The 25,555-nt window shown below is 71.5% G+C and carries 24 protein-coding genes and 1 pseudogene; 16 read left to right on the plus strand and 9 right to left on the minus strand.

All coding sequences use genetic code 11. The features are described 5' to 3' along the window. Positions 1 to 62: 62 nt before the first annotated feature. A complete protein-coding gene (locus ABZU52_RS08380; protein ID WP_354970394.1) occupies positions 63 to 962 on the minus strand; it encodes a CDP-diacylglycerol diphosphatase in 900 nt (299 codons plus the stop codon). 220 nt (positions 963 to 1,182) lie between these two features. Here ABZU52_RS08380 and ABZU52_RS08385 point away from each other — a divergent pair, with 220 nt between their 5' ends. Continuing rightward, on the plus strand, positions 1,183 to 1,470 hold the full coding sequence (locus ABZU52_RS08385) for a hypothetical protein (protein WP_354970395.1): 288 nt from the start codon (positions 1,183 to 1,185) through the stop codon (positions 1,468 to 1,470). Here the strand turns inward: ABZU52_RS08385 and ABZU52_RS08390 are convergent. The 3 genes from ABZU52_RS08390 to ABZU52_RS08400 form a co-directional block, all read right to left on the minus strand. Beyond that, positions 1,364 to 2,260, minus strand: a complete 897-nt coding sequence (locus ABZU52_RS08390; protein WP_354970396.1) for a helix-turn-helix domain-containing GNAT family N-acetyltransferase — start codon at positions 2,258 to 2,260, stop codon at positions 1,364 to 1,366. The genes ABZU52_RS08385 and ABZU52_RS08390 overlap by 107 nt on opposite strands. A 14-nt stretch (positions 2,261 to 2,274) precedes the next feature. After that, a complete protein-coding gene (locus ABZU52_RS08395; RefSeq protein ID WP_354970397.1) occupies positions 2,275 to 3,432 on the minus strand; it encodes a low temperature requirement protein A in 1,158 nt (385 codons plus the stop codon). A gap of 73 nt (positions 3,433 to 3,505) precedes the next feature. Next, positions 3,506 to 4,303, minus strand: coding sequence for an SAM-dependent methyltransferase (locus ABZU52_RS08400; RefSeq protein WP_354970398.1), 798 nt, complete (start codon positions 4,301 to 4,303; stop codon positions 3,506 to 3,508). A gap of 145 nt (positions 4,304 to 4,448) precedes the next feature. Between ABZU52_RS08400 and ABZU52_RS08405 the strand changes: the two genes are divergently transcribed. After that, positions 4,449 to 4,913: a hypothetical protein gene (locus ABZU52_RS08405; RefSeq protein ID WP_354970399.1), complete on the plus strand. Its 465-nt coding sequence runs from the start codon at positions 4,449 to 4,451 to the stop codon at positions 4,911 to 4,913. A gap of 103 nt (positions 4,914 to 5,016) precedes the next feature. On the opposite strand, the gene ABZU52_RS08410 is transcribed toward ABZU52_RS08405, so the two are convergent. Then, entirely contained in the window at positions 5,017 to 5,211 is a 195-nt protein-coding gene (locus tag ABZU52_RS08410) for a hypothetical protein (RefSeq protein ID WP_354970400.1), read from the minus strand. Positions 5,212 to 5,332: 121 nt separating this feature from the next. Between ABZU52_RS08410 and ABZU52_RS08415 the strand changes: the two genes are divergently transcribed. Continuing rightward, positions 5,333 to 5,962: a phosphatase PAP2 family protein gene (locus tag ABZU52_RS08415; RefSeq protein WP_354970401.1), complete on the plus strand. Its 630-nt coding sequence runs from the start codon at positions 5,333 to 5,335 to the stop codon at positions 5,960 to 5,962. 16 nt (positions 5,963 to 5,978) lie between these two features. Here ABZU52_RS08415 and ABZU52_RS08420 read toward each other — a convergent pair whose 3' ends face one another. After that, entirely contained in the window at positions 5,979 to 6,656 is a 678-nt protein-coding gene (locus ABZU52_RS08420) for an A24 family peptidase (protein ID WP_354970443.1), read from the minus strand. Between the two features lie 788 nt (positions 6,657 to 7,444). On the opposite strand from ABZU52_RS08420, the gene ABZU52_RS08425 reads away from it, so the two are divergent. The 12 genes and pseudogenes from ABZU52_RS08425 to ABZU52_RS08480 form a co-directional block, all read left to right on the plus strand. Continuing rightward, entirely contained in the window at positions 7,445 to 8,011 is a 567-nt protein-coding gene (locus ABZU52_RS08425) for a hypothetical protein (protein WP_354970402.1), read from the plus strand. Next, the gene (locus ABZU52_RS08430) at positions 8,005 to 8,943 is read left to right on the plus strand and encodes a hypothetical protein (RefSeq protein ID WP_354970403.1); all 939 of its coding nucleotides are present in this window, start codon (positions 8,005 to 8,007) and stop codon (positions 8,941 to 8,943) included. The genes ABZU52_RS08425 and ABZU52_RS08430 overlap by 7 nt, the downstream gene beginning before the upstream one ends. Then, positions 8,940 to 9,599, plus strand: a complete 660-nt coding sequence (locus tag ABZU52_RS08435; RefSeq protein WP_354970404.1) for an SAF domain-containing protein — start codon at positions 8,940 to 8,942, stop codon at positions 9,597 to 9,599. Before ABZU52_RS08430 ends, ABZU52_RS08435 begins: the two co-directional genes overlap by 4 nt. Before the next feature lie 2 nt (positions 9,600 to 9,601). Next, on the plus strand, positions 9,602 to 10,402 hold the full coding sequence (locus ABZU52_RS08440) for a ParA family protein (RefSeq protein ID WP_354970405.1): 801 nt from the start codon (positions 9,602 to 9,604) through the stop codon (positions 10,400 to 10,402). Then, complete coding sequence (locus ABZU52_RS08445) at positions 10,392 to 11,924, plus strand: ATPase, T2SS/T4P/T4SS family (RefSeq protein WP_354970406.1); 1,533 nt, start codon at positions 10,392 to 10,394, stop codon at positions 11,922 to 11,924. Before ABZU52_RS08440 ends, ABZU52_RS08445 begins: the two co-directional genes overlap by 11 nt. 4 nt (positions 11,925 to 11,928) lie before the next feature. Next, a complete protein-coding gene (locus tag ABZU52_RS08450; RefSeq protein ID WP_354970407.1) occupies positions 11,929 to 12,831 on the plus strand; it encodes a type II secretion system F family protein in 903 nt (300 codons plus the stop codon). Next, positions 12,828 to 13,694 carry a type II secretion system F family protein gene (locus ABZU52_RS08455; RefSeq protein ID WP_354970408.1) on the plus strand — a complete coding sequence of 289 codons (867 nt, stop codon included), beginning with the start codon at positions 12,828 to 12,830 and terminating at the stop codon, positions 13,692 to 13,694. The genes ABZU52_RS08450 and ABZU52_RS08455 overlap by 4 nt, the downstream gene beginning before the upstream one ends. Positions 13,695 to 13,717: 23 nt before the next feature. After that, positions 13,718 to 13,924 (plus strand): hypothetical protein, encoded by a 207-nt coding sequence (locus ABZU52_RS08460; RefSeq protein WP_354970409.1) that lies wholly within the window; start codon positions 13,718 to 13,720, stop codon positions 13,922 to 13,924. A gap of 8 nt (positions 13,925 to 13,932) precedes the next feature. Further along, a complete protein-coding gene (locus ABZU52_RS08465) occupies positions 13,933 to 14,379 on the plus strand; it encodes a TadE/TadG family type IV pilus assembly protein (RefSeq protein ID WP_354970410.1) in 447 nt (148 codons plus the stop codon). Next, on the plus strand, positions 14,376 to 14,831 hold the full coding sequence (locus tag ABZU52_RS08470) for a TadE/TadG family type IV pilus assembly protein (protein WP_354970411.1): 456 nt from the start codon (positions 14,376 to 14,378) through the stop codon (positions 14,829 to 14,831). Before ABZU52_RS08465 ends, ABZU52_RS08470 begins: the two co-directional genes overlap by 4 nt. Next, positions 14,828 to 15,277 carry a pilus assembly protein TadG-related protein gene (locus ABZU52_RS08475; RefSeq protein ID WP_354970412.1) on the plus strand — a complete coding sequence of 150 codons (450 nt, stop codon included), beginning with the start codon at positions 14,828 to 14,830 and terminating at the stop codon, positions 15,275 to 15,277. The genes ABZU52_RS08470 and ABZU52_RS08475 overlap by 4 nt, the downstream gene beginning before the upstream one ends. Positions 15,278 to 15,291: 14 nt before the next feature. Beyond that, positions 15,292 to 16,242 (plus strand): annotated as a pseudogene (locus tag ABZU52_RS08480) (LysM domain-containing protein); the annotation flags it as partial. 653 nt (positions 16,243 to 16,895) lie between these two features. On the opposite strand, the gene ABZU52_RS08485 reads toward ABZU52_RS08480, so the two are convergent. After that, on the minus strand, positions 16,896 to 17,750 hold the full coding sequence (locus ABZU52_RS08485; protein WP_354970413.1) for a Rieske 2Fe-2S domain-containing protein: 855 nt from the start codon (positions 17,748 to 17,750) through the stop codon (positions 16,896 to 16,898). A 128-nt stretch (positions 17,751 to 17,878) separates the two neighbouring features. Between ABZU52_RS08485 and ABZU52_RS08490 the strand changes: the two genes are divergently transcribed. After that, complete coding sequence (locus tag ABZU52_RS08490) at positions 17,879 to 18,694, plus strand: crotonase/enoyl-CoA hydratase family protein (protein WP_354970414.1); 816 nt, start codon at positions 17,879 to 17,881, stop codon at positions 18,692 to 18,694. Here the strand turns inward: ABZU52_RS08490 and ABZU52_RS08495 are convergent. Continuing rightward, complete coding sequence (locus ABZU52_RS08495; RefSeq protein WP_354970415.1) at positions 18,681 to 22,373, minus strand: discoidin domain-containing protein; 3,693 nt, start codon at positions 22,371 to 22,373, stop codon at positions 18,681 to 18,683. The two genes, ABZU52_RS08490 and ABZU52_RS08495, sit on opposite strands and share 14 nt — an antisense overlap. Before the next feature lie 188 nt (positions 22,374 to 22,561). After that, positions 22,562 to 25,414 carry a discoidin domain-containing protein gene (locus ABZU52_RS08500; RefSeq protein WP_354970416.1) on the minus strand — a complete coding sequence of 951 codons (2,853 nt, stop codon included), beginning with the start codon at positions 25,412 to 25,414 and terminating at the stop codon, positions 22,562 to 22,564. Between the last annotated feature and the right edge of the window lie 141 nt (positions 25,415 to 25,555).

Consider the following 25,555-nt stretch of genomic DNA (forward strand, 5'->3'; position numbering starts at 1 on the left):
TGCGAGGTTGCGCCGAGTCCCGGTGGCGACCTGGAGTGCGGCCTCCGACGTGACCTGGGGGCTCAGGTGTACGCGAGTAGGAAGTCCACGGTCCCCGTACCGCCGGGCTGGCCCTGCGGGGTCTGGAGGGCGGGCTCGCTGTTGATGACGTAGAACCCGCCGTTGCCGATCAAGCGAGGGGTGACAGCCATCGCCTGGTCGGCCATGTTCGCCCCGCTTGGCCGTACGACGAAGTCGCGCAGCAGCGTGAACAGGTTGTCGTTCAGGTTCGACACGTGCAGTACGCGGTAGGAGCGGGGGGCCGGGGCGCCGCCGCCCGTCAGGCCCCAGATCGGGACGATCTGGTTCCGCCAGTTCGCCGGGTTGTTGCTTATCGCGTTGTCGTACGCGTTCAGCTGGGTCTGGATGCCACTGTGGATGCCGGCCAGGTGGATGTGCAGTTGGTCCTGCTGGCGGGCGTTGGCGGAGTTGATGCCGAGCCCGATGTTCGGGTACACCACGTGCGAGGGCTGCCCGGGCTGCGCGTTGATCCAGGCGTCCAGCCAGTAGTTGGGCGCGGCGGAGGTGGCGATCCACGGGCACTCGATGCCCTTCACCCGGCAGGTCGGCACGAGCAGATAGTTGTGGGTGTTCGGCGGCGCCCCGTTCAGCACCACGTAGTCGGACGTGGTGCGTAGGCAGTTGGTCGGCGGCGTGGTCCGCGTACCCAGGCAGACCTGGACCCGGTCCCACAGGTCGAACCGGCCGCCGGTGTCGGTGGGATAGCCGCACAGGGCCGACGGTGTCGGACAGGCGGTGCCGCCCGGGTTCGGCGGTGGCGAGGGTTGGGGTGAGCCGTCACCACCGTCGGCCCTTCCGCCGTCCGCCCCGGCCAGGGCGAGAAGCCCGCCCGCGCTGGCGACCCCGGACAGCTTGACGAACTGACGTCGGGCCATCTGGTCGATCCGTCTGCTGCCGCTCATCGCCACTCTCCACCCAGGACGATCCGAGGACGCTGCCCGACCCGAAGTCCCTGGTCAGGGTTCGGACGGGAAAGTCGGAACGTGCCGAGATTAGGACAAACCTTCACACCTCAAAGGGTCGCTGGTGGCGGAGTCCCCTGATCGTGTCGCGAGGCGGCCTACCTGGGGAGAGGGTTGGCGACGTAGCTGGCAGCGACGCCCGGAGAGCAAGCGGCCTCGCGTGTCGTACTGGCCCTGCCCGGCCCGCCGTGAAGAGCTGCGACAGGAGTACGCCGGAGCGCTGGTGTCGCTCGCCCTCTACCTGGCCGCCCAGCTCGTCGACGCCACCCGCGATCTGTCCGACGTCCCCGCCGGCCAACTGCACCACCGGTTCCTGGGCTGGACCCGGCAATGTCTTCCGCTCACTGCCCGAGCCGTTTTTCGAACCAGTGGTGGGCGTAGCGCTCGGTGTTGTACGGCGGGATCTCCCGGTAGCCGGCCGAGCGGTACAGGGCGATCGCCTCGGTGAGGTTGCGGTTGGTGTCCAGCCGCACGGCTGTCGCGCCGCGCTCGGCGGCGTACCGCTCCAGCTCGCCCAGCAGTCGCCGTCCGACGCCCAGCCCGCGCACGGTGTCCGCCACCCAGACGCGTTTGATCTCGGCGGGCCCGTCGCGGTGCAGTTTGACGGCGCCGCAGCCGACGGGCTCGGTGTTGAGGGTGGCGAGCAGGAGTACGCCGGCCGGCGGGACGAGCGCCTCGTCGTGGACCGGGTTGCTCAACGCCGGGTCGAAGCCGTCGTCGAATCGTCGTCCGATCTCGCGGGCGTACGCGCGCAGGCAGGCGCGGGCCCGCCCGTCACTCAGCGGGCACGGTTCGATGACCACCATCGACCCGACGAGCAGCCGTTCCACCTCGGCCATGGCGGTGACGAGTCGGTCGCGGCGGTGTGCGGTGAGCGGTTCGAGGATCGAGGCGGCCAGCTCGTCGGACCGCCCGTCGAGTTCGGCCCACTCGGTACGGCCGGCGTCGGTGAGGGCGGCGGTGCGGACCCGGCCGTCACCCCCGGTCTGGTCTGCCGGCCCCACGGTGACGAGCCCGTCGTTCTCCAGTGCGCGCAGGAGTCGACTGAGGTATCCCGAGTCCAGGCTCAGCCGGGCCCGCAGCGCCACGACCTCCGCACCCGCCGGGCCGATCTCCCAGAGCAGCCGAGCCTGCCCGAGCGGACGCCCCTGGGCCATGTACTCGTCGTCCAACGCACCCACCCGCTGGGTGACCGTCCGGTTGAACCGCCGCACGGCGGCGATGAGCGCGGAGTCCACACCTCTGACTCTAGTCAGGTTTTCCGGCTGCGGTAGGAGAAGATGCCCGCGCGGTCCAGCACCACCACCACGAGCACCACTCCGGTCGCTACCGCGCTGACCGCCAGCAGCGGCAGCCGTAGGGCTGCCGCCGCGCCGGACAACGCGAACAGGGCGGCCACCCGGGGCCAGGAGAGCCGCCGGTGGATCGCCAGGGAGAACAGGATCCGCCCGATGAGGAACAGCGTGGGCCCGCCCAGGATGACCACTACCGCAGTCAGGTCACCCTTCTCCGTCGGATGGGCGATGCTCAGCTCGGCGCCGACGGCGGTGACCACCAGGCCACTGATCATCACGAGGTGCAGATAGCCCGTACGGACCGCGAGCCGAGTGGGATCGGCGTGCTCGATGGCCGGGGCCAACTGTCGGCCGGCGGGCGTCAGATAGAGCAGGCCGATCAGCACCGCGGTGGCGAAGACCAGCAGGAACGCGGCGGTCTCCGGCAGGTGCAGGTCGGTGTCGGCGTACGAGAGACCGGCGACCAGGACGAGTTCACCGAGCGCAATGATCATGATTTGTTGGTACCGCTCGGCGAAATGCTCGCTGGCCAGGCGCAACTCCTCCGGCTGGGAGCGGCCGAGGCGCGGCGTGGGCCAGCCGAGCCGTGGTCCGTTGAGGTCGATCGCCAGCGCCAGCACCCACAGCGGAACGCGCCAGCCCGCCAGGAACGCCCCGGCCAACCACGGTACGGCGGAGACGCTGTACCAGATCAGGATCCGCAGCGCCCGGCGCTGCCGCGGGTGCCCCCGCAGCGTCATGGCGGTGACCAGGCCCCGACCGACGAACAGCCCGACGTACGCTCCGGCGAAGAGCAGACCGCGACCATCCAACGCCTGCGGGATCGCCACCCCGGCCAGCAGACTGCTCAGGGCGGCGGCGAGCAGCAGCAACCGGACCGACGGGCTCTCCGGGTCGTACCAGTCGGCGAACCAGGTGGTGGTCACCCAGATCCACCAGACTCCGGTCAGCAGCAGGCCGGTCCGCAGCACGCCGACCACGGTCAGGTCGTGCAGCAGATGGTCGGCCAACTGGCTGAGGGCGAGGACGAACGCCAGGTCGAAGAACAACTCCAGGAACGAGGCGCTCAGCGGCGCGTCGCTTCCCCGCAGCAACCGTTCGGGCCGGCTCGCCATCGGCGCTCCTCCCGATGGCACGCCCTAACCCCGTTCGTACCACCCGGAGCCGGCCGCCGACGGCGAAAACAGGTCAGCGGCGGACGCCGACCCCGGCGTACCCGTGCGATTCCACCACCTCGGACTCCCCGTCCGGCCGCCACCGGGTGGTCTCGACCAGACCGGGCTCCACCAGGTCGTACCCGTCGAAGAAGCGCAGCGTCTCGGTGTGCGTGCGGGGCACCAGCGGGGCGCTGCTGTTGCGATACACGGCCTGGCCGCGCTCGGCCAACTCTGGCGAGAGGCCGTCCAGCGTCAGGTGCGACAACGCCAGGTGGCTGCCGGGCACGGTCGCGTTGCGCAGCCGGGCGACGGCCGCCCACGGGTCGTCCCCGTCCGGAACGAAGTGCAGCACCGCGAGCAGCAGCACGGCCACCGGGCGGTCCAGGTCGAGCGTGCCCCGCACGCCGGGGTCGGCCAGCAGGTCGTCGGGCCGCCGCAGGTCACCCTGCACGACGACAGTGCCGGGCACGTCCGTCAACAACCGCTTGGCGTACGCGACAGCCACCTCGTCGTAGTCCACGTAGACCACCCGGGCGTCCGGCGACACCTCACGCACCACCTCGTGCACCGTGCCCTGGGTGGGGAGCCCCGCGCCGATGTCCAGAAACTGGTGTACGCCCTGCTCGGCGGCGTACCGCACGGCCCGGCGCAGGAAGTGCCTGTTCATCTGGGCGGCCGCCCCGGTGTCCGGGAAGATCTCCAGCACCCGCTGGGCGGCGGCCCGGTCGGCGGCGAAGTTGTTGCTGCCACCCAGGAAGTAGTCGTACATCCGGGCCACGTTGGGGCGGGCGGTGACATCGGTGGCGTCGGGTGCCGGCTGGTCGGTCACGAGGGGTCCCTTCGACGGCGCGGTCGGATCTCGATGTCTAGCACCCGGGGCGACGACCCGCTGACCCCTCGTGTCGTTGATCCGGCTGCACCCATGGTCATCGCTGACCACGGTGGGGGCACCCACTCAACGAGGAGGGACGTCGATGACCAGTCAGCGGGAAACCGTGCAGGTCGACAACGATCTGTTCCGCGCCGTGTACGACTCGCCCGCATCACTGCCCGGCCGACACCGCTGGACCACCCCGGAGTCGGATGTCCGGCGGCTGGAGAAGCTGCTCGGCATGCCGGCGCGCAGCATCGGCGCCCCGCTCTGGGTCAGCGGCGACGAACCCGACTGCCCGAAGTGCCGCCGGCGGATCACCTGGTACGACATCGTCTCGTCGGCGCTCTCCGGCCTGCACGACAAGACCCTGATCGCCACGGTCATCCTGGGCGAGCGCAAGTACGTCAACACCGAGATCCCGGACGCCATCGCCGGGGTGCGCTGCTCCGACTGTCACACCGCGATCGACGGTCTGCGCAGCTTCAAGTGCCACAACTGGGCGTACGCCTTCGAGGCGTTGGAGGCCGTCCGGGAACGGATGGCCGGCGGCCCCGTCCCGACCTGAGCTGGGCGCCGCAACGGCGTGAGCCGGAAGCCGCAGCAGCCCAGCGGAAGCCGCAGCAGCCCCAGCCGGGAGCACCGGCGACCCCTGCGCCGGTCGCAGCGGCTCAGGCGGCCGAACGGCGGGTGGGGCGGCGGCCGGGCGGAGAGGGCGGCTCCGGGCCGGGGTCGGGCACCGACGGCATCGGCCGGATGACCGGCTCGGCACCGGTGACCAGCAACGACTCGCCGTGGTGCCAGAGCTCGACCTCGGCGTCTCCGGCGGCCTCGGGCAGCTCGTAGCGGGCCTCGGCCGGAGTCAACGTGACCCGCAGCGACGAAGGTCGTGCCGACCGCCCGACCTTCGACAGCAGCGGTGCCCGATGCCGCGTTCCTAGGGTGTCCGCCAGGTGAACAAGGTATGAACGTGAGGTGAGGTGATGCATGCTCGACATCGGCAGCATGGACGTTCCGGAGATCAGCGCCGAGTGGTACAGCGACGTCGTCGACGCCGCCGCCGGCAGCCCAGAGCCGGTGCAGTGGTTCGTCGGACACGCCACCGAGGGGGTGATCCTGCTGCTCGGCGCGCTGCTGCTGGTAGCCGCGCTGAGCCGTCGGTCCGGCGGCCCGCACGACCGGGCACTCGCCCTGATCGCGCCGGTGCCAGCCCTCCTGGCGTACGCGGGCAGCGAGTTCCTCAAGACCGTGGTGGACGAGGAGCGCCCCTGCCGGACGATCGGCCGGGCCATCATCGCGGGCGCCTGCCCACCGCCGGGCGACTGGTCGTTCCCCAGCAACCACGCCACCATCGCCGGGGCGTTGGCGGTCACCACGTTGCTGCTCTCCCGCCGACTCGGGCTGATCGCGCTGCCCCTGGCCGCGCTCGCCGCCTTCTCCCGGGTCTTCGTGGGCCTGCACTACCCGCACGACGTGATCGCGGGCGTGCTGTTCGGTGCGCTGGTCGCCGTGGTGGCCACCCCGTTGCTGGCCCGCCCGACGGCCGAGGTGCTCCGCCGCCGGGCCGACCGTACCGACAGCGCGGTGCCCAAACTGGCCGGCCGCTTCCGCCCTTGACCAGCCGCAGGGCGGGTCAGGTCGCCAGCGAGAGCGCGCCCACCGTGCCGAGCAGCAGGAACGGGCCGAACGGCAGGTGGGTGCTCCAGTTGGCTCGGCGGCTGGCCAGCAGCCCCAGACTCACCAGGGCGGAGAGCCCGAAGGTGAGCAGCAGCCCGAGCAGCAGCACCGGCCAGCCGTACCAGCCGAGCAGCGCCCCGACGCTGAGCGCCAGCTTGGCGTCGCCCAGCCCGAAGCCACGGCGGCCGAGCAGCAGCGCGGTACTGGCGAAGAAGAGCGCCAACCCCGTGCCGCCGATGACGGCCCGCAGCCAGTGCCCCGGGTCGGCGTCGAGCGCGGCCACGCCGAGCAGCAGCCAGGTCCCGGCCGCCGCGGGCACTGTGAGCCGATCCGGCAACCGGTGCACCGCCAGGTCGACCAGGATCGCCGGGATCGTCCAGCCGAGCCACCAGCTCAGCGCCGGCAGCACCCCGCCCGACGGACCGGCGATCGCCAGCAGCACCGCGCCCGCGAGCACTGCCAACTCGACGGTGCCCGGCCGTGGGTCGACCCGAGCGCGGCAGTGACCGCACCGGGCGGCCGGGCTCAGCGCCGGCCAGGGGCGGGTCAGGCCGACCGGCGCGCCGCAGGCGTCGCAGCCGGTCCGGCTGGGCAGGCCCGGGGGTACGGCGTAGCGCAGCGCGGCCAACCGCATCAGCGGGCTGATCGCGAGGATCGCGAACCCGGTCGAGACCCGGGTGCGTGCCACCGCCGAGACGAGGCCGGCCGGTCGTTCGCGCCCCGGAGCGGGCGCTGTCGGGCGGGCGGGTTCCTCCGTCGCATCGCCGGACGGCGGGGGCGCCGAACGCCGATCGGGTGGGTTCTCCCGACCGGGGACGGCCGCTGGGGGGCCGGTCAGCGCCATGTCGTCTCCGTTGCGGCCAGACGTTCCCTCGCGATGGTGAACACGGATCGTGATCGAGCACTGACAGTGGTGTAGCGGATGGTGCCGAAAGCGACCTGACGACCCGGGCCTGCGGGGGTGCTTTCGCGCTCTTTCGAGTCGGCCGAGGCAGCCCGCCGACCGGTCGCCAGGGCCGTTCGAATGCCGGGATGAGGCCGCGATGTCCCACTCCCGCGACCGGCGACGAGACTTCGGTCAGCCCATCCGAGCCGGCGACGCCCCATCAATAACGACAGTTCGCTCGACCACTGCCCGGGGCGCAGTGTGGACACCCGCCACCACCACCTATCATCACGCAGAGTGTTCGCTTGAATTGCCTCTGTTGCATCGGCGAGCGTCAGCCTATGCTCGCCCCTTGGGTGTGATGCAAGCCTCACCTTCACCATCGGACGACACAGGACCCCGCATTTGCAAAAGATCCGTAACGGTGAATGCAGAAGCGCAATGAACGGCTCCGGATGTGCTGATCCGGGCGCGCTTCCGCATGCCCGACGGCGGTGAATTGCCACCGCCCCGGGCGACCACGAGGAGGCTCGACGGTGCGCGGACGGCAGCTCAGACGAGCGGCAATCTGCTTGCTGGCGGTCGTGGCAGCGATGCCGGTCACCGCCTGCACCAGCGGACGGGAAACGGTTGAACGGCCGACCGTGGCCCGTGACGACGAACAACGGACCGACCCGGACGTGGAACGGCAAGCCGCCGAAAAGGCGGCCCTCGACGCGTACTCCGGTTATCTCGCCGCCTCGCGCGCGGCGGGCGTACGCAGTGACCCACGCGCACCGGAACTGTCCCGGTTCCTTGGTGATCCACTGCTGACTCGAGTTCGGGTGTCCATTCGCGAGGCCAAGGAGCGCGGCGCCATGCGTACCGGGACGTTGAAGTCCGACCCGACCGTGACCGCCGTCAGCCTGGACGCCAAGCCAGCCACCGTGGAGATCCAGGACTGCCTGGACACGACCAGCTACCGGTTGGTCTACGCCAAGGACAAGCGCCCGGTCCCGGGCAGCGGCGGCGGCCGACACCTCGCCACCGCCACCGCGAGCCGATATCCGGATGGTCGCTGGCTGATCAACTACGGTGCGACGCACCTGGACCAGCCGTGCTGAGCCGGGCCGCGACAACCCGGCGGGCGATCGCCGGGGTCGGCCTCGCGCTGCTGCTGGTGCTCGGCGCGACAGTGCCGGCCGCCGCCGCGCTACGGGCCGACCCGGGAGCGGGCTGCCCACCCGACCAACCCGACTGCAGCGTCTGGGACGACGAACCCGGCAACCCCGGTGATCCCGGCGGCGGCGGGGACAACGGTGGGGGCGGCGACGAGGGCGGCGGTGGCGGTGGCGGCGTCTGCCAGTGGAACGGGCGGACCATCCCCTGCTACGACGAGGACCTGGGCTGGTTCAACAACGGCGACGGCTGCTACTACAAGCTGACCGAGGCACCGGACCCGCCCCCCGAGGGTCAGCAGTGGTATCTGAAAACCTGCAACGGCGGCGACCTGGGGGCCCAGGAGATGGTGACGCTTGCCGATCCGCCGCCCGGCTTCGGCGCTCCGCCGGACCCTGAGGAACTGGCCCGTCGCGCCCTGGCGTCGATCAAGCTGCTGCCGGCGCGGCTGAAGGTCGCCCCCCGCAAGGACGTCGGTCCGGGCCTGGTCGGTCTGCCCGTGTGGATGTGGGCGACCCCGACCCCCAGCTACTTCGGCCCGCTGACCGCGTCCGCGTCCGACCGTGGGCTGACCGTCTCCATTGAGGCGAAGGTCGACCGGATCGTGTGGAACATGGGCAACGGCGACAAGGTCCCCTGCGAGGGCCCCGGTACCCCGTACGACGCGAAGGACAAGGCGCTCGCCGGCCGCGCCTCCCCAGACTGCGGTTACGACGAGGGCTACCCGAAGGCCGGCACCTACCGCGTCGGTGCCACCACCTATTGGACGGTGCGGTGGTGGACCGACGGTGGCGTCGAGGGCGAACCGATTCAGCAGACCCGGACCAGCGGCACGGTGCCGATCCAGATCAACGAACTCCAGGTGGTGACCCGATGAGCCTCGCGACCCGCAACGGGACCGGATCGGTGGACGCGCCCGTCAATCCGCCCACCGTGGTCCGACAGCGCCGGGTCCGTCCCGGGCTGCTCGGTCTCGCCGTTCTGCTGATCGCTCTGGGTGGGCTGGGCGCGGCGTTCGCGGTCACCTCGGTACGGGCCACCGGTAGCTATCTGGCGGTGGCCCGGCCGGTGGAGGTGGGCCGCGAGATCAGCGCCGCCGACCTGGTCACCGTGCAGGTCGCCGGCGGTCAGGGGCTGCGTCCGGTGCCCGCCGCACGGCTCGACGAGGTGGTCGGAAAAAGGGCCGCGGTCGCGCTGCTCCCGGGCACGCTGCTCACCCTGGGACAGGTCACCGACGATCCGCTGCTCGGCCCCGGCCAGCAGCAGATCGCGCTCGGCCTGAAGACCGCCCAGGTGCCGGCCCGCGAACTGCACCCCGGCGACAAGGTGCTGCTGGTCAGCACTCCGGCCAACAACGCCAACGGAGACGCGGCCGCCGCCGGCACCCGGTTCGCGGCCACCGTCATCGACATGGTCAGCCCTGCCAACGACGACAAGGTCCTGTACCTGGCGCTGCTCACCCGTGACGTGCCAGCGGTGGTGGCGCTCGCCGCGCAGGAACGGCTCGCCGTCGTGCTGACCGAGGCGGCCTGAGCATGGCGATCATCGCGCTGGTGTCCGCGAAGGGTTCGCCCGGCGTCACCACCTCCGCGCTGGCCTGCGCGCTGGCCTGGCACCGACGGCTGGTGATCGCCGAATGTGATCCGGCCGGCGGCTCGATCCTCGCGGGCTACCTCGGCGGCCAACTGGACGGCCCACGCGGCATCGGAGAGCTGGCCGTCGGGGAATTGCGCGACGGCAACCTGGAGACCGCGTTCTGGTCGCAGCTGGTCGATCTGGACGCGCCCCGCCGGGAACGGCTGCTGCTGCCCGGCCTCGTCGACCCGGCCCAGAGCGGCAGTGTCACCCCGCTCTGGCAACGCTTCGCCGACTACTTCGACGCCCTCGACCGGGGCACCCCCGGCTACGACGTCCTGGTCGACTGTGGTCGGCTGCACGTGACCGGGCCGCCGTGGCCGTTGCTGCGGGCCGCTTCGGTGGTGCTGTTGGTGACCCGGGCGCACCTGCCGGACCTCTCCGGCACCCGGGCGGTGGTCACCGCGATCGAACGGGACTTCGCCGAACACCGGGTCCCCCCGGGCACCCTGCGGCTGCTGCTGGTCGGCGCCGGGCACGGGCGGGCCGAGATCAGCCGCGCCCTGAAACTGCCGGTCATCGCACGGCTGCCGCACGATCCGCGTACCGCCGGGGTGCTCGCCCTGGGCGGGACCGTGCGGGCCGGTCGGCCGCTGATGCGGGCGGCGGCCGCGCTGGAGGTCCCGGTCGGGGCGCTGCTGGAGCGGCGCCGGGCCCGGCTGGCGTGGCCCGTGCAGCAGGGGGTGCCGGATGCGGTTTGAGCCGGTCTCCACCGATCCGCGCCAACAACCACCGGACGTGACCTCCACCGCGCCACCCCTGGCCGGGCCGAACGGGCGGCACCACTCCGTGCCGCAGTCGACGCCCGCGGCCACCCCGCCGCCGGAGTCGCCACCGCGCCCTCGGATGGACTTCCAGGTGGTTCGGGAGCTGCGCCGGGAACTCACCGAACGGCTCACCCTCTGGCAGCGCGGCCGGGAGTTCACCGTCGACGAGGAGGACACCGAGCGGGCCCGGCTCGCCGTCACGGTGGTCGCCGCGTACGCGGACTCGGTGCGCCGGGCCGGCACACCGATGGCCGCCGGCGATGAACGCCTGCTGCTCGACCAGGTGACCGCCGAGCTGGTCGGGCTGGGCCGGCTACAGACCCTGCTGGTCGACGACACCATCGAGGAGGTGCACATCCTCGGCTGCGACCAGGTGCGCATCACCCGGCACGGCGGTGGGGTGGACTGGGCCGAGCCGATCGCCGACAGCGACGCCGAACTGGTGGAGATCCTCCAGGCGGCGGCCCGACGGGCGGGCGCGACCGAGCGGTCCCTGTCCACGGTGAAGCCCACCCTCGACCTGCAACTGCCCGACGGCAGCCGGTTGGCGGCGGTGTTCCTGGTCAGCCACCGCCCGTACGCGGTGATCCGCAAGCACAACACCCTGGACGTGAGCCTCGACGACCTGGCCGGCGCCCGGGGTGACCTGGACGAGATGATCGATCCGCTGCTGCGCGACTTCCTCCGCGCGGCGATGCGCGCCGGTCTGAACATCATGGTCGCCGGGTTGGCCGGTGCCGGAAAGACCACTGTCATCCGGGCGCTGATGAACGAGATCCCGCCCGACGAGCCGTACGTGCTGCTGGAGGAGAGTCGGGAGCTGCTCCCGGCCCGTCGCCGGGAGCGGCACCGGGCGGTGATGAGCTTCGAGGCCCGGGAGGGGCACGGTGAGCGCGGCTTCGACGGCCGCCCAGCCGGCGAGGTGACCATCGCCGACCTGATCCCGCTGTCGCTGCGGATGGGCGTCCTGCGGATCATCGTGGGCGAGGTGCGGTCCCGGGAGATCGTGCCGATGCTCCAGGCGATGACCACCAGCCGCGGGTCGATGTGCACCATCCACGCCCGTACCGCCGCCGGGGTGGGTGAACGGATCGTCGAGCTGGCCCTGGCGCACGGTCGGGAGATGACCGTCGACCAGGCCCGCCGGATGGCTGGCAACGCCCTCGACCTGATCGTCTACGTCACCGTCGAGGACGAGACCGCGATCGGCGGGCGGAAACACCGGTTCGTCTCGCACGTGGAAGAGGTGATCGGGGCCGGCGAGGCCGGTCGGATCACCACCACCACGGTCTTCGGGCCCGGCCCGGACGGTCGTGCGGTCCCCCGGCACCTGCCGGAACGGGTCCGCGACCAGTTGCTGCGGGTGGGGTACGACGCGCGGTTGCTGACCCGGTGGGTCGAGGCCGGGGCCGGGGCCTGGCGGCGGCCTCGGCAGACCCGACTGGCCCGGCGGTGACCTGATGCTCGACAGCCTGGAGTTGATCGCGGTGGTCTCCGGGGCCGCCTGTGTGGCCGGGCTGCTGCTGGCCGTGGTCGCGCTGGTCGGCACCCGCCGACCTCCCGGCCCGGGCCCGGGCAGCGGGCCGGGTGTCGCCCGGCTGTGGCGCGGGCCGGGCAGCACGCCGGCCGAGCAACGGGCCTATCAGGCGCTGCTGGTCGCCGCGCTGGTCGCCGGTGCGTTGGCGTTCCTGCTGACCGGGCTGCCGGTGGTGGGCCTGCTGGTGGCGGTGGCGGTGCCCGGCACCCCGTGGCTGTTCGGGGTGGGCAAGGCCGAACAGCGGGCGATCGCCCGGATCGAGGCGGTCGGCGAGTGGACCCGCCGACTCAAGGACGTCTCCGGCACCGGGCAGGGCCTCCAGCAGTCGATCATCGGCACGATCGGCAGCGTGCCACCCGGCATCGAGGACGAGGTACGGCTGCTCGCCGCCCGTCTACAGGCCGGCTGGATGGCCCGCTCCGCGCTGCTGGCGTTCGCCGACGAGATCGCCGACCCGGTCTGCGACCAGGTGGTCGCGGCGCTGATCCTGCACCTGTCAGACCGGGGTGAGCGGCTGGGTGACGTGCTCGGTTCGATCGCCGGCGCGGCGTCCGCGGAGGTGGCGACCCGTCGGGAGATCGAGGCCAAGCGCACCCAGCCCCGGTTCGCGGTCCGCTTCCTCACCGGGATGACGCTGGCAACCCTGGCGTACGGGCTGGTCAACACCGAGTACATCAAGCCGTACGGCACGCCGGTGGGTCAGCTCGTGATGGCCGCCCTCGGCGCCGCCTTCATCGGTCTGCTGGCCTGGGTGCGGTCGATGAGTCAGCCGCAGCGGCCGGCCCGGTTCCTGCCGGCGCCCGACCCAACCGAGGTGATCGCGTGAACTGGCAGTTGGCCATCGCGGTCTGTGGTGGTGCCGGGGTGGGGTTGGGCGTGTTCCTGGTAGTTCGCGAGTTGGTGCCGGCGACTCCGGCGCTCGGGCCGGCGCTGCGCCGGCTGCACCAGCCACCGGGCACTGGCCGCCTCGCCACTCCCGCGTCCCGGCGACTCGACTGGCTGAGCGGGTTCTCCCGCTGGCTGCGCCCGCCGCACCGGCAGCTGGCCCTGATCGGTCAGACCTCCGAGCAGTACGCGCTGTCGGTGCTGCTCTCCGCCCTGTTCGGGTTGGCCCTGCCGACCCTGCTCGGGGTGGCGCTATTGGCGGTCGGCATCTCGATCCCGCTCGTCATACCGGTGCTCGGCAGTCTCGGCCTGGCGCTGATGGGTGGCCTACTGGCACACCGTGCCGTACTGACCAAGGCCGAGGCCGCCCGCGACGAGTTCCGACAGGCGGTCTGCACCTACCTCGATCTGGTGGCGCTGCAGCTCTCCGCGGCGCACGGGCCGGTGCAGTCGCTGGAGCGGGCCGCGGCGGTCTGCGACGGCTGGGTGTTCGACCGGCTTCAGGAGTCGCTGCGGATCGCCCAGATGCAGATGCACGCACCCTGGGACGAGCTGCGCGAGCTCGCCGACAAGATCGGCATTCCGGAGCTGGGCGACGTTGGCGCGATCATGCGCTCCTCCGGCAGCGAGGGTGCGCAGGTGCACGAGACCCTGCGCAGCCGGGCCGACTCGCTGCGCGATCAGATCCGCACCGACAACCTCGCTCGCGCCGAGGGTGTGACCAGCCGACTCGACATCCCGGGCGCGCTGCTCGTCTTCGTGCTGCTCGGCTTCGTCGTCTATCCGTTCATCGCCCGTATCTGACCCCACCCACGAAGGAGCACGCCATGTCCATCCTCAGCTACCTGCACGTCGTGCTGACGACGCGCCTGGCCGAGCTGCACCGTGACGGTGAGCGCGGCGACAGCCCGGTGCCCACCGCGGTGATCATCTTCGGCCTGGTCTTCGTCGCCACGGTCGTCACCGGCCTGGCCCTGAACAGGGCCAACAACTGGATGACCAACATCCCGACCTTCTCGAACCCGGTCCCGTAACCGCCGGCATGAGCCGAGCCGCGTACCCGTGGTGGCACCGGGCGGTCAGCGCCGCCCGGGGCCGCCTCGCGGCCGTCGACCGGGAGCGGGGTGCCAACCCGGTGGAGCTGGCCGTGATGATGCCGCTGATCCTGGTGCTGCTCTTCGCCTCGATCCAGGTCGCGGCCGTCTTCCTCGCCCGGTCGACCGCGTTGAACGCGGCGCAGGGCGGTGTCAATGCGCAGCGGTCGTACCAGGCGGGGGACGGCGCCGGGGTGGCCAGCGCCACCCAGTTCCTGAACGCCGCCGGGGGCTGGCTGGTGGACTGGAAGACACCCGGCCCGAGCTGCGTCACCGTCGACGACGTCCACGTGACCTGCACGGTGAGTGGCCGGTCCCTGTCGGTGGTGCCGGGCGTGGACTTCGCGATACAGCAGACCGCCCACGGAACGGTGGAGAGGGTGACCCTGCCATGACCCGCACCGCCGAGCGCGGCTCCGTCTCCATCGAGGTGGCGGTGCTCGCGCCGGCGTTCATCGCGTTGATGGTGCTGGCCGGTGTGGTCGGGCGTACCGCGCTGGCAGCGGAGGCCCTCGACGCTGCCGCGCACGACGCCGCCCGTGCCGCCTCGATCTCCCGGGACGCGGACACCGCCCGGGCGGCCGCCCTGGATGCCGCCCAGCAGCAGCTGGACTGGCACGGGCTGGCCTGCACGAACGACCTGGCCCCGACGTTCACCGGCACGCCATCGAGCTTCAACGGCGCCTTCGCCAGCCCGGTCGGTACGGACGCCACGGTGACGGTGACGATCACCTGCATGGTGTCCTTTCAGGACATCACACTCGACATTCTGCCCGGGATGCAGAGCGAGCAGCAGATCACCGCGAGCTTCACCTCGCCCCTGGACCGTTACCGGAGCCGGCAATGACGGCCACCGCGTCGGCTGTCCGGCACCCGCCGGCGGGCGAGCACGGCCGGGTGAGCATCTTCCTCGCGGTGACGATGATCGGCGTACTGGCCATCATCGGCCTCTCCTTCGACGGCGCCGGGCAGCTGCGCACCCTGCAACGCGCCCAGAACCTGGCCGCCGAGGCGGCCCGGGCCGGTGGCCAGGCCATCGACCGGGCCACCGCCATCGAGGGCGGGCCGAAGCGGATCAGCGAGCCGGAGGCGCTCGTGGCGGTGGCCAACTACCTGGCTGCCGTGGACATCGCCGGTCACACAGTGAGCTTCCCCGAAGTCGACGGGGAAATCCTGATCCGGGTAACCGTCGACATCACCTACAACCGCTCGATGCTCGGACTGTTCGTTCAGAACGAAACGGTCACCGTCACCGGCGAGGCGACCGCGCGTGCCATCACCGCAACACCGTAGGAAGGAAGGCAGCCATGCCCGTATCGGGTGGGTCCGTCGTACGGCGGACCGGACGGATCCTCACCGGCATCGGCGCGCTGGCTGTACTCCTGGTGCTGCTGGTCGGCGCGCCGATCGCGCTGCTCGCCTTCGCCGGTAACCCGCTGCCCGATCACCTCCCCACGATCAGCGAGGTGGGCACCGCGCTGACCAGCCGGGACGACGGTCAGCTCTTCCTGCGGGCGCTGGCCGTGGCCGGTTGGTTCGGCTGGGCCACGTTCGCCTTCTCCGTCCTCGTCGAGTTGGGCGCACAGACCCTGCGCCGGCCGGCGCCGAAGCTGCCCGGGATGGGCCGCCAGCAGAAGGCCGCCGCCGCGCTGGTCGGCTCGGTCGCGCTGATCCTGGTCGCCAGCCCGGCCGCCGCGAGCGCTGCGGCGCTCTACGGACCTCCGGCGTACGCGAGTCCGGCCGCACCGGCCGTCGCCACAGTGGCCGCTCCGGCCCACACGGCGGTGACACCTGACACGACCGCACCCCTGTACCGGGTGGCGCGAGGTGACTACCTCGGGGAGGTGGCCGAGCGGTACCTGGACGAGTTCGGCGACTACCGACAACTCGCCAAGCTGAACAAGCTCGACGACCCGGACCGGATCCGCCCCGGCCAACTGCTCCGGCTGCCCACCGAGGCCGCCGACCAGGGGGCTCGGCAGCACGCCACCGGCCGGCTCGTCGACCGGCCCGCGGCACCGAAGCCGCCCGCGCCCCGGCCGGCACCCGAGCGGGCCGCACCGCCGCCGGTGGCCCCGGCACCACCCAGCGGTACGGAGTCAGCGGGCCAGCCACCCGCGATGACGGTCGGCGCGGCCCGGGCTGGTGCCGCCGACCGGGTGAACCGACCGCTGGCGGTCTCCGCCGTACTGGCCGTGGCGAGCATCGTCGGTGCCCAGATCGGCGCGGTCCTGGGACTGCGTCGCCGCCCGGCCACCGCCGGGGCTGCCCCCCGACTCGCCGCGTCCTCCCGCACGCCCCGAGGTGGCGCGGGCCGGAACAGCAGCGGTGGCGCGGGCCGAAGCAGCAGTGGCGCGGGCCAAAGCAGCGGTGGCGCGGGCCGAAGCAGCGGCGGCGCGGGCCGGCGGGCCAGTGCTGGGGCGGCCGGCAGCGGTGCCGCCTGGGCTGCCAGCCGGGCCGCGGCGGCCATCGAAGCACCGGCGGCACCGCACGGCGGCACGGCACCGAGCGGGAACGACTTCGCACCTCACGGCGGCGGAATGACACCCGGCAGCGGGGCGGCACCCGCCGGCAGTGGAATGGCTTCTCCCGGCAGCACGGCGTTCCCGGGCAGCGGGATGGCTCTCTCCGGCGGCACGGCACCTCACGGCGGCGGAATGACGACCGCCGGCCCCGAGGGCTGGAGTGGTGGCGACGGCTGGGCCGATGCTGGTGGCGAGGGCGGGCTGTTCGACGGCGGGCACGGCCTGGACTCCGTACCGGACGGTCCGCCAATCGGCCGACACCGACGCAGCTGATCGGCAGTGCAATTCCGGGGCGAGGTGTCCGGAGAGCGTGATGCCTCTGAGGCACCTTGATGACTCAGAGGCATCATCGTCATGGGCAACACTGCGCCGGAGGAGGGAGAGGGTCAGGGCAGGCGGGTCTGGAGCACTCCGTTCTGGATCCGGGTGGGCAGGATCTGCTGGTCGTTACCGGACGGCCCGTGCACGACCTCGCCGCCGTTGAGCCGGAACGCGCTCCCGTGCCACGGGCAGACCACGCAGGCGTGGCCGTCGATCTCCTGCACTTCGCCCTCGCCGAGCGGCCCGCTCTGGTGCGGGCAGCGCTCCAACATCACGGTCACCTCGTCACCATGCCGGTAGAGGATGACCGAGATGTCGTCGTCCACCTCTCGGGTGATCAGAGTGCGTTGCGGCAACGTCGCCATGTCGGCCAGCGAGTGCCAGCCGTCGGACATCCGGTGCAGCTCGGAGACGGACTGGTTGACCTGCGCCCCCTGCTTGTACGCCAGGTGACCCCCGATGTACGCCCCGAGGCTCGCGGTGGAGAGCCCGAGGAAGCCGAGGGCACGGCCCATGCCGTGGCGGCCGGACAGCCGGGCGGCCAGCGAACCGGCGTAGAGCGTCATGCCGACGGCGTTGGCGGCAGCGTGCACCAGGCCGACCCGGCGCTGGTCCCGGGCGAGCGCCGCCCAGTCGTTCAGACCGGCGACCGCCGCTGGCACCGCGCTGAGGGTGCCGAGACCGACCAGCACGGTGGCGGGTCGGCGCTGCCCGGGCATGAGATCCAGCACCGCGGCGCTGATCCACGCGCCGACCGGCACCTGCACCATCGCCGGGTGCAGCGGATGCCCGAGGGTCACCCCGTGCAGCAGGTCGCGCAGCCGGCGCGGACGCAGCGTCCCCAGGACGACCCTCTGCAACCGGTCGCCCGCGCGGTCCAGCCGGGAGTCCTGCTCAACTTTCGTCAAAAGTGCTCGCACGAGTACCGACTTCCCGGCGATCGCCGTAGCAAACCGGTCGACGGCGACAAACCTGCCGCACCGCGTCAACCGGAAGTGCAAGATCGACGGGGATTGTGGGGGTGCGGCGGGGCGGGCATGCTGGCGGGATGGGTGTACGGGTGGAGCGGCGCGGGGCGGTCACCACCGTGGTGCTGGACCGGCCGGCGGCTCGGAACGCCGTGGACGGGCCGACGGCACGGGCGCTGGCGGACGCGTTTCGGGCCTTCGACGCCGACCCGGACGCGTCGGTGGCCGTGCTCTGGGGCGACGGTGGCACGTTCTGCGCCGGCGCCGACCTCAAGGCGATCGGCACGCCGAGCGGCAACCGGGTCGAGCCGGAGGGGGACGGCCCGATGGGTCCGACCCGGATGACGCTCAGCAAACCGGTGATCGCGGCGATCTCCGGGTACGCGGTCGCGGGCGGGCTCGAACTGGCGCTCTGGTGTGACCTGCGGGTCGCCGAGTCCGACGCGACACTCGGGGTGTTCTGCCGCCGCTGGGGGGTGCCGTTGATCGACGGCGGCACCGTCCGACTCCCCCGGCTGATCGGTGAGAGTCGGGCGATGGACCTGATCCTCACCGGCCGCCCGGTGCCGGCCGACGAGGCGTACACGATGGGGTTGGTCAACCGGTTGGTGCCGCCCGGCCAGGCGCGGGCCGCGGCCGAGGAGTTGGCGGCGGCGATCGCCCGGCATCCGCAGACCTGCCTGCGCAACGACCGGGCGGCGCTGCTGGCCGGCGCGGGGCGAGCCGAGCCGGAGGCGCTGGCGACCGAGTTGGCGTACGGGATGAATTCGCTGGCCACGGACGCGGCGGCCGGCGCGGCCCGGTTCGCGGCGGGCGAGGGCCGACACGGCGCGACGCCGCCGGGAGGGGCACACCCCCCGGCGGCGTCGGCTACCGGTCAGCTCAGTTGCGGTTGATGGTGAACGTCGAGGTGGGGTTCTGGATGTCCACCGCGTTGTTGCTCAGCCGCAGGTTGTTGAAGGTGACCGACCCGACGGCCGGCCCCTGCCCGGACTCCGGCATCGGGTTCGCCCAGATTCCGAAGCCGGACTTCGCGTCGTAGGCGTCACCACTCTTGCGCGCCCCGCTGATCGACACGTTCGTGAAGACGGTGTCGGTGATCGGGTTCTGCGGCTGCCCGCCGACGTAGTTGGTCTGGAACATGATGCCGCTGTAGGTCGGATCGATGATGTCGACGTCGCTGACCCGGATGCCCTGGAACACCTTCGAGGCGGAGAAGACCCAGATCGCCGGGAAGGTCTGCCCGCCCCAGAAGTGCCCACCGGCCCGGACGATCGAGATGTTCTCGAAGCGGGTCGGCGGGTTGGCGCCGAATCCGTTCATCGGGTAGCCGAAGTCGAGCGAGCTGATGGTGATGCCGGAGTAGACAAGCGTGTCCGCGATGTAGATGTTGCGGAACGTGTTGCCGTAGCCGCCGTAGACGGCCACCCCGGCGGCCCGCCAGGTCAGGGTCGAGGTCAGGTTCTCGTAGACGTTGTCCTTCATGTCCGCGCCGCCCGCGTCGATGGCCGAGAACAGCGCGAAGCTGTCGTCGCCGGTGGCCCGGGCGTCGTTGTTGCTGACCAGGTTGTTGGTGCTGCCGTTGGTCATGTTGATGCCGTCGGCGAACATGTTCCGGATCCGGGAGTTCTTGATCGTCATGTAGTCGGTGTTGGCACCCCAGTAGAGGCACACCATGTGCTCGTTCCAGATGTTGTCGATCACGATGTTCGACACGTTGGCGAAGTCGAACACCTTGCCCGGACCGTCGATCCGCGAGGTGTAGTTGCCGAAGTAGGCGAAGTTCTTGAAGGAAGAGTTCGCCGCCGAGTTCTCGGCCCGGAAGCCGATGTCGGTGTTGTCCTGGCCCGACGGAGCGTTGAACCGGGTGTACCAGGGGCCGGCACCGGTCACCTGGACCGCCTTGCCGTACACCTGGAACTTCGACGAGGTGGAGTAGTTGCCGGCGGGCAGGTACACCCCGACCAGGTTGCCGGTGGTGTCCATCCGCACCCGGTCCAGGGCGTTCTGCACGTCCTGGTGGGTGAAGCCGGTCGGCGTGGTGTAGCGGGCCGGGTCCGGGTTGGCGATCGGCGACACCTGCTCGGTGTTGATGAAGTCGATCGCGTACGTGGTGGTGTTGGCCGGGTCCTTCTGGAGGCGGATCTTGCTGCCGGCCGGGACGGTGGAGTTGAGCATGACGTTGGCTTCGTCGTAGATGTGCCGCGGTCCGCCCGCGCTCGGCGAGTTACCCGGGCTGGCCTCGCTGCCGTAGAGCCAGGCGTACCGGGACGTCAGGTCGATGGCCTTGTGGAACGTGCCGTTGACGTAGACGTTCAGCGTCGAGTTGATCCCACCGCCGCCCGGTGCGTCCGGGATGGAGAAGCGGGTGACGAGCGTGTTGGTGCTGGCCCGGGTGGTGAACTCGACGTAGCTGCCGGTCGAGTTGAGGGTCACCGCCCGGCGGCCGGACGCCTCGCCCGCCAGGTCACCGATCTCCCGGTTTGGCCCGACGACAGCCGCGCCGCCGCCGACCACGCCGTCCTCGGCCTCGTACATGTCGTACGGCATGTTCGCGCCGCGACCGACGAAGAGCGGGCGGTCACTCGTGTTGTTGGCCTGCTTGACCGGCAACTCGTTGCCGTCCACGGCGAGCACCACCCGGACGGTGTACTTGCCGTTCGCGGCGGTCCAGGTGCCCAGGCTGATCGGGCCGACCGTCGCGCCGGCGTTGATCACGCCGGAGTACGAGCCGGTCAAGGTACGGACCACGGTGCCGGAGTCGTTGAGCACGGTCAGGGTGATGCCGTGCGCGCCGGACGCGGACGCCTGGTTGCCGGCGTTGCGAATCGACACCGAGAAGGTGACAGTGTTGCCGGCCGACGGGTTGCCCGGCGACCAGTCGACAGCACTGGCGACCAGGTCGGAGCTGGCCACAGCGGCGACCACCAGCGGGCTGGGGTTGGTGTAGCTGTTGTTGGTGTCGTCCTGCTCGACGACGGTGTTCGACTCGTCGACCTTCGCGCTGAGCGGGTAGCTGCCCGAGTCGCGGGTGCCGATGCTGGCGCTGACAGTGGTCGAGGCACCGGCCGCGAGGCCGCCGACCGAGGCGGTGCCGACCCGGGTGGAGCCCAGGTAGAAGTTGACGTTGGTGGCGCCGGAGGCCGCCGAGCCCGCGTTACGCACCGTCGCGGAGAGGGTGATGGTGCTGGTCTCCACGGGCGCGGACGGGCTGAACGACATGCCGGTCACGGTCAAATCCGGGTTCGGCGCCGGGGTGCCGAAGACCTGGAACTCGGCCACCTGCCCGGCCGGTGCGCCGGTGTTCGAGGCGATCGAGAGCCGTACGTCGGCCGCCGCACCGGAGACCGGGATGGTCACCGTGTTGCCGCTGCCCGGGTTGAAGGTGTAGTTCGCCGCGCCGACCAGTGTGGTGAAGTTCGACGAGCCCTGGTCCCGGCCGAGCACTGCGATGTTCTGAGTACGCGTGCCCCACGCCGAGTCCGGGTTGAGCTTCAGCACGACCTGGCTGAGGGTGGCGTTCGCGCCGAGCTGCACGGTGAGCGTGCTCGGGTTGCCGTTGCCTTCCCAGTAGGTCGCCACGTTGTTGTCGTTGGCGTTGGTTGCCACGTACGTGTGCACGAACCCGGAGGCGGTGATCGGCTTGCCGACCGCCAGGTTGCTGCCGGTCGGCGGGTTGCCGGTGCCGGTCCGGGTCACTGTGTTGCTGTTCGCCGACTGGTTGCCGGCCGCGTCCTTGGCTCGGACGTAGTACGACACCGTGGCGCTGTCCGCCTGGTTGTCGGTGTAGGTGAGCGTCGAGCCGTTGACGCTGCCGCGCAGCGCGCCGTTGGCGTACACGTCGTAGCCGGTCACCCCGACGTTGTCGGTGGACGCCGACCAGGTGAGCCGGATCTGCCCGCTGGCCGGCTGGGTGTAGGCCAGGTTGCCGGGGGCGCTGGGCGCCTGGGTGTCGGTGCTGCCGCTGGCGCCGTACACCTCGACCTCGGAGAACTGCGCGGCCGGCCAGCCGGTGTTGCCGGTGACCTGCACCCGTACGTAGCGGGTGCTGGCGGCGGTGAAGCTGACGGTCGCGGTGTTGCCGCTGCTCGGGTTGAAGGTGTAGCCGGCGGAGTCCTTCAGGGTGCTGAACGACGAGCCGTTGGTCGAGCCCAGCACCGACAGCGTCTGGGTCCGGGTCTGCCAGTCCGACGAGGGCGGCAGCTTCAGCACCACCCGGTCCACGTTGACAGTGGCACCCAGGTCCGCCTGGATCCACTGCGGGAACGCGTTGTTGGCGCTCTCCCAGTAGGTCGCCGCGTTGCCGTCGTTGGCGTTGCCCGCCACGTAGTTCTGGACGTAGCTGCTGGCGGTCATGGTGGCGGAGAGCCCGGCGAGCATGGCCACCCGGGCGGCGGCCGCTACCGGGTCGGGCGCCGGTGCCGCGTTCGCCACGGGCGTGACGACCGGGGCGGTGGCGAGGAGCACGCCGGCGAGCGCGCCGGCGAGCATCCGGCGGCGCGGGCGGGCGGTGCGGGGGACGGTGCTGGGCGCGCCGGTTGGCGGCGTGCCTCGTCTGGTGCCGGTCCTGGACATGGGGTCGCTACACCTCTTTCGGGGGTGGGTGTGGGTGCGTTGCCCGGCGACGGGTGCAGGGGTACGCCCGTCGTTCCGCGACAGGTGGGGGACGGTGCGGGTTGGGGACGGGGACGGACGGCCGACGCGGCGTTGCGCCGGAGCGTCCGGACCGGGTGCCCCCGCCCGGTCGGGCGGGGGCACCCGACCTAGCTGGAGTAGACCTCGAACTCGCTGAGCTGGCCGGCCGGCCAGCCGCTGTTACCGGTGACGGTCAGCCGCAGGTACCGCTGGGTGGTCGCCGTGAAGGTCACGGTGACCGTGTTGCCGCTGGCCGGGTTGAAGCTGTAGCCGGCGGACGCCTTCAGCGTGCTGAACGTGGAGCCGTTGGTGGAGCCGAGCACCGCCAGCGTCTGCTCACGCGTCTGCCAGGCCGATGACGGTGGGAGCTTCAGCACGACCCGGGACACCGACCGGTCGGCCCCCAGGTCCACGGTCAACGACTGCGGGAACGCGTTGTTGGCGCTCTCCCAGTAGGTGTTCGCGTTGCCGTCCACCGCGTTGGGGGCGGCGTACACGTCGGAGTGGCTGGTCTCGGTGATGGACCGCCCGGCCGCCAGGTTGCCGCTGGGCGGCGGGGTGGTCGGGGGTGGCGTGGTCGGCGGCGGGGTGGTCTGGGTGCCGCCGTACACCTCGACCTCGGAGAGCTGCGCGGCCGGCCAGCCGGTGTTGCCGGTCACGGTGACCCGGAGGTAGCGGCGGTCACCGGTGGGCAGCCCGATCGTCACGGCGTTGCCCGTGCCGGGAGCGAAGACCCGACCGGCGGACGAGGCCACTGTGGTGTACGACGAGCCGTCGGTGGAGCCGAGCACCGACAGCGTCTGGGTGCGTTGCTCCCAACCGCTGGGCAACTTGAGCACCACCCGGTCGACCGAGCGGGCCGAGCCCAGGTCGACGGTGACCGACTGGGGGAAGGCGTTGTTGGCGCTCTCCCAGTAGCTGGCCGCGTTGCCGTCCACCACGTTGGCCGCCGTGTAGCTCTGGTTGGTGCTGGTCGCGGTCGTCGATCGGCCCAGCGCCAGGTTCCCGCCGGTCGGTGGCGGGGTGGTCGGGGGCGGCGTGGTCGGCGGCGGCGTGGTCGGGGGCGGGGTGGTGGGTCCGCCGCCCCACTGCGGGTTCGGCCACGGGCCGCAGTACGGGGTCGGGGTGTACCAGCCGGAGTTGCCGGAGCCCTGGGTGATCTGGAAACCGGCGCCGACGCAGTTGTGGATCGGGTTGCTCTGCGCGATGTTGGTGGCCCGCACGTTGGTGAACGACACCTGGCTGTTCGCCTGCACCTGGAGCGCGTACGTGCCGGCGCCGTCGATCCGTACGTTGGTGAGGTTGATCCCGTTGGTCTGGCCCTCGATCCAGTGCAGCGCCGCGTACGAGCTGTCCAGGATGTCGGTGTCGGTGATGTTGATGGTGGGGTTCTGGAACGCCTCGTTGAGCGCGGAGAACCAGATCGCGCCGACCCCGAAGTTCCAGTTGTAGTCCGAGTTGCCGTTGCGGATCAGGGTGTTCCGGGCGATCGTCCAGGTGCCCTGGACTCCGGTGGCGCCCTGCACGCCGGGGTAGCGGTTCGCGACGTGGATGCCGCCGCCGTTGGTCAGCGAGTCGGCCGTCACGTTGTCGGTGATCGTGATGTCCCGGCCGCCGTAGCTGACCAGGTGGTTCGCCAGCAGGGTCACCCCGATGGTGTTGTGGGTGAAGGAGTTGTTGACGTTCGGCACGCTCTGCGCCCACATGGCCAGGGCGTCGTCGCCGGTGTTGCGGACGAACGTGTTCGTCACCGTCGAGTTGGTCACCCCGGTGTGGAAGTTCACCCCGTCCGCGGTCTGGTCCAGGATGCGGCTGTTGCGGATGGTGAAGTTGTCCATCGGGCCGTCCATCCACGCCCCGACCTTGGTGTTCTCCAGCCAGAGGTTGTCGACCACCGAGTTGGTCATCGCCCCGCCCAGCGCGTTGACCTGGTCGTCGTCGACCCGCTCGCGGATGTCGCCGATGATGGCGAAGTCCCGCAGCGTGACGTTGCGGCTGGGCCCGTTCGCCTCGTGCGCGCGGACCGGGCCGGTGTAGCCGCCACCGGGGACGTACTTGCCGTAGATGCCGACGGACCTGTTCCGTTCGGTGGGGTGCCGGCCGCCGAGCACCGAGTACCAGGGGCCCGCGCCGCGCAGTGTCACCCCGTCGACCACCACGTGATCCCAGAGGGTGAAGGTGCCGGTCGGGATCCAGACCGCCCGCCCCTGGGCCTTGCCGGCGTCGACAGCGGCCTGGAACTTCGCCGTCGAGTCGGTCGCGCCGCTCGGGTCGGCACCGAAGTCGGTGACCACGTCGAGCACACCGGAGGGCTTCGTGATCGCCGGGGCGACCAGCTCGAAGTCGGCCAGGTCGATGGTGAAGCTGGGTGACTGCGCGGTCGAGGAGACCTGGAACCGGATCTTCGTGCCGGCCGGCTGGGTGCTGCCGAACATCGCCCGGGTCTCGTCGTAGAAGTGGTGCGGGTTGGTGTCGCCCGGGTTGTTGTTGAACGGGTACCCGCCGTAGTACCAGCCGTACCTCGACGTCACCGGGACCGACTTCAGCAGCGACCCGTTGGCCCGTAGGTCGATCGTGGCGTCCCGGCCGGTGCCGGCCGGGCTGTCCGGCAGGCTGTAGCGGAAGGTCACCGCGTTGGCCGGGGCGGTGAGGGTGAACTCGACGTACTCGCCGACGGCGTCCAGGGTGACCGCCTCCCGGCCGGACGCCTCGGACGGCAACGTGCCGTACCGCCGGTCCGGGCCGATCTTCGTGCCGTTGTGGGCGGTCTCCTCCGCCTCCTGCTCGACGAACGGAACGGTGGCGCCCCGGTTGGGGATGTCGAAGGGGGACAACCCCGCCGCCGAGGCCGGGGTCGCGGTGCCAGTGACCGCGAGGGCGGTCACCGCTGTGGCGGCGAGCACTGTGGCCGCGATGGCGGCCGACAGTGCCCGGGTCGGGTGTCGAAGGTGGTGCGGGGTGCCGGTGGTGTGGTTGGCCATGAGCTGCGCTCTCCCTTTCGTCAGGCAGGCCAGGTCCCCCCGTGTCGGTGCGGTGTGGCGCGTCCCCCCTCGGTTCTCCCTTCTTGGTGGCGTGGGGGCGGCGGCCGGGGGCGGGGCCCCCGCCCCCCCCGCGCCCCGGGC

Origin of the sequence: Micromonospora sp. NPDC005220, assembly GCF_040607895.1 — a bacterium.
Taxonomy (GTDB): Bacteria; Actinomycetota; Actinomycetes; order Mycobacteriales; family Micromonosporaceae; genus Micromonospora.

Coding starts and splice junctions, on each gene's coding strand:
- ABZU52_RS08380 (WP_354970394.1), bottom strand. CDS start 962: ATGAGCGGCAGCAGACGGATCGACCAGATGGCCCGACGTCAGTTCGTC.
- ABZU52_RS08395 (WP_354970397.1), bottom strand. CDS start 3,432: ATGGCGAGCCGGCCCGAACGGTTGCTGCGGGGAAGCGACGCGCCGCTG.
- ABZU52_RS08405 (WP_354970399.1), top strand. CDS start 4,449: ATGACCAGTCAGCGGGAAACCGTGCAGGTCGACAACGATCTGTTCCGC.
- ABZU52_RS08415 (WP_354970401.1), top strand. CDS start 5,333: ATGCTCGACATCGGCAGCATGGACGTTCCGGAGATCAGCGCCGAGTGG.
- ABZU52_RS08420 (WP_354970443.1), bottom strand. CDS start 6,656: ATGCGGTTGGCCGCGCTGCGCTACGCCGTACCCCCGGGCCTGCCCAGC.
- ABZU52_RS08435 (WP_354970404.1), top strand. CDS start 8,940: ATGAGCCTCGCGACCCGCAACGGGACCGGATCGGTGGACGCGCCCGTC.
- ABZU52_RS08440 (WP_354970405.1), top strand. CDS start 9,602: ATGGCGATCATCGCGCTGGTGTCCGCGAAGGGTTCGCCCGGCGTCACC.
- ABZU52_RS08445 (WP_354970406.1), top strand. CDS start 10,392: ATGCGGTTTGAGCCGGTCTCCACCGATCCGCGCCAACAACCACCGGAC.
- ABZU52_RS08450 (WP_354970407.1), top strand. CDS start 11,929: ATGCTCGACAGCCTGGAGTTGATCGCGGTGGTCTCCGGGGCCGCCTGT.
- ABZU52_RS08460 (WP_354970409.1), top strand. CDS start 13,718: ATGTCCATCCTCAGCTACCTGCACGTCGTGCTGACGACGCGCCTGGCC.
- ABZU52_RS08465 (WP_354970410.1), top strand. CDS start 13,933: ATGAGCCGAGCCGCGTACCCGTGGTGGCACCGGGCGGTCAGCGCCGCC.
- ABZU52_RS08470 (WP_354970411.1), top strand. CDS start 14,376: ATGACCCGCACCGCCGAGCGCGGCTCCGTCTCCATCGAGGTGGCGGTG.
- ABZU52_RS08475 (WP_354970412.1), top strand. CDS start 14,828: ATGACGGCCACCGCGTCGGCTGTCCGGCACCCGCCGGCGGGCGAGCAC.
- ABZU52_RS08490 (WP_354970414.1), top strand. CDS start 17,879: ATGGGTGTACGGGTGGAGCGGCGCGGGGCGGTCACCACCGTGGTGCTG.
- ABZU52_RS08495 (WP_354970415.1), bottom strand. CDS start 22,373: ATGTCCAGGACCGGCACCAGACGAGGCACGCCGCCAACCGGCGCGCCC.
- ABZU52_RS08500 (WP_354970416.1), bottom strand. CDS start 25,414: ATGGCCAACCACACCACCGGCACCCCGCACCACCTTCGACACCCGACC.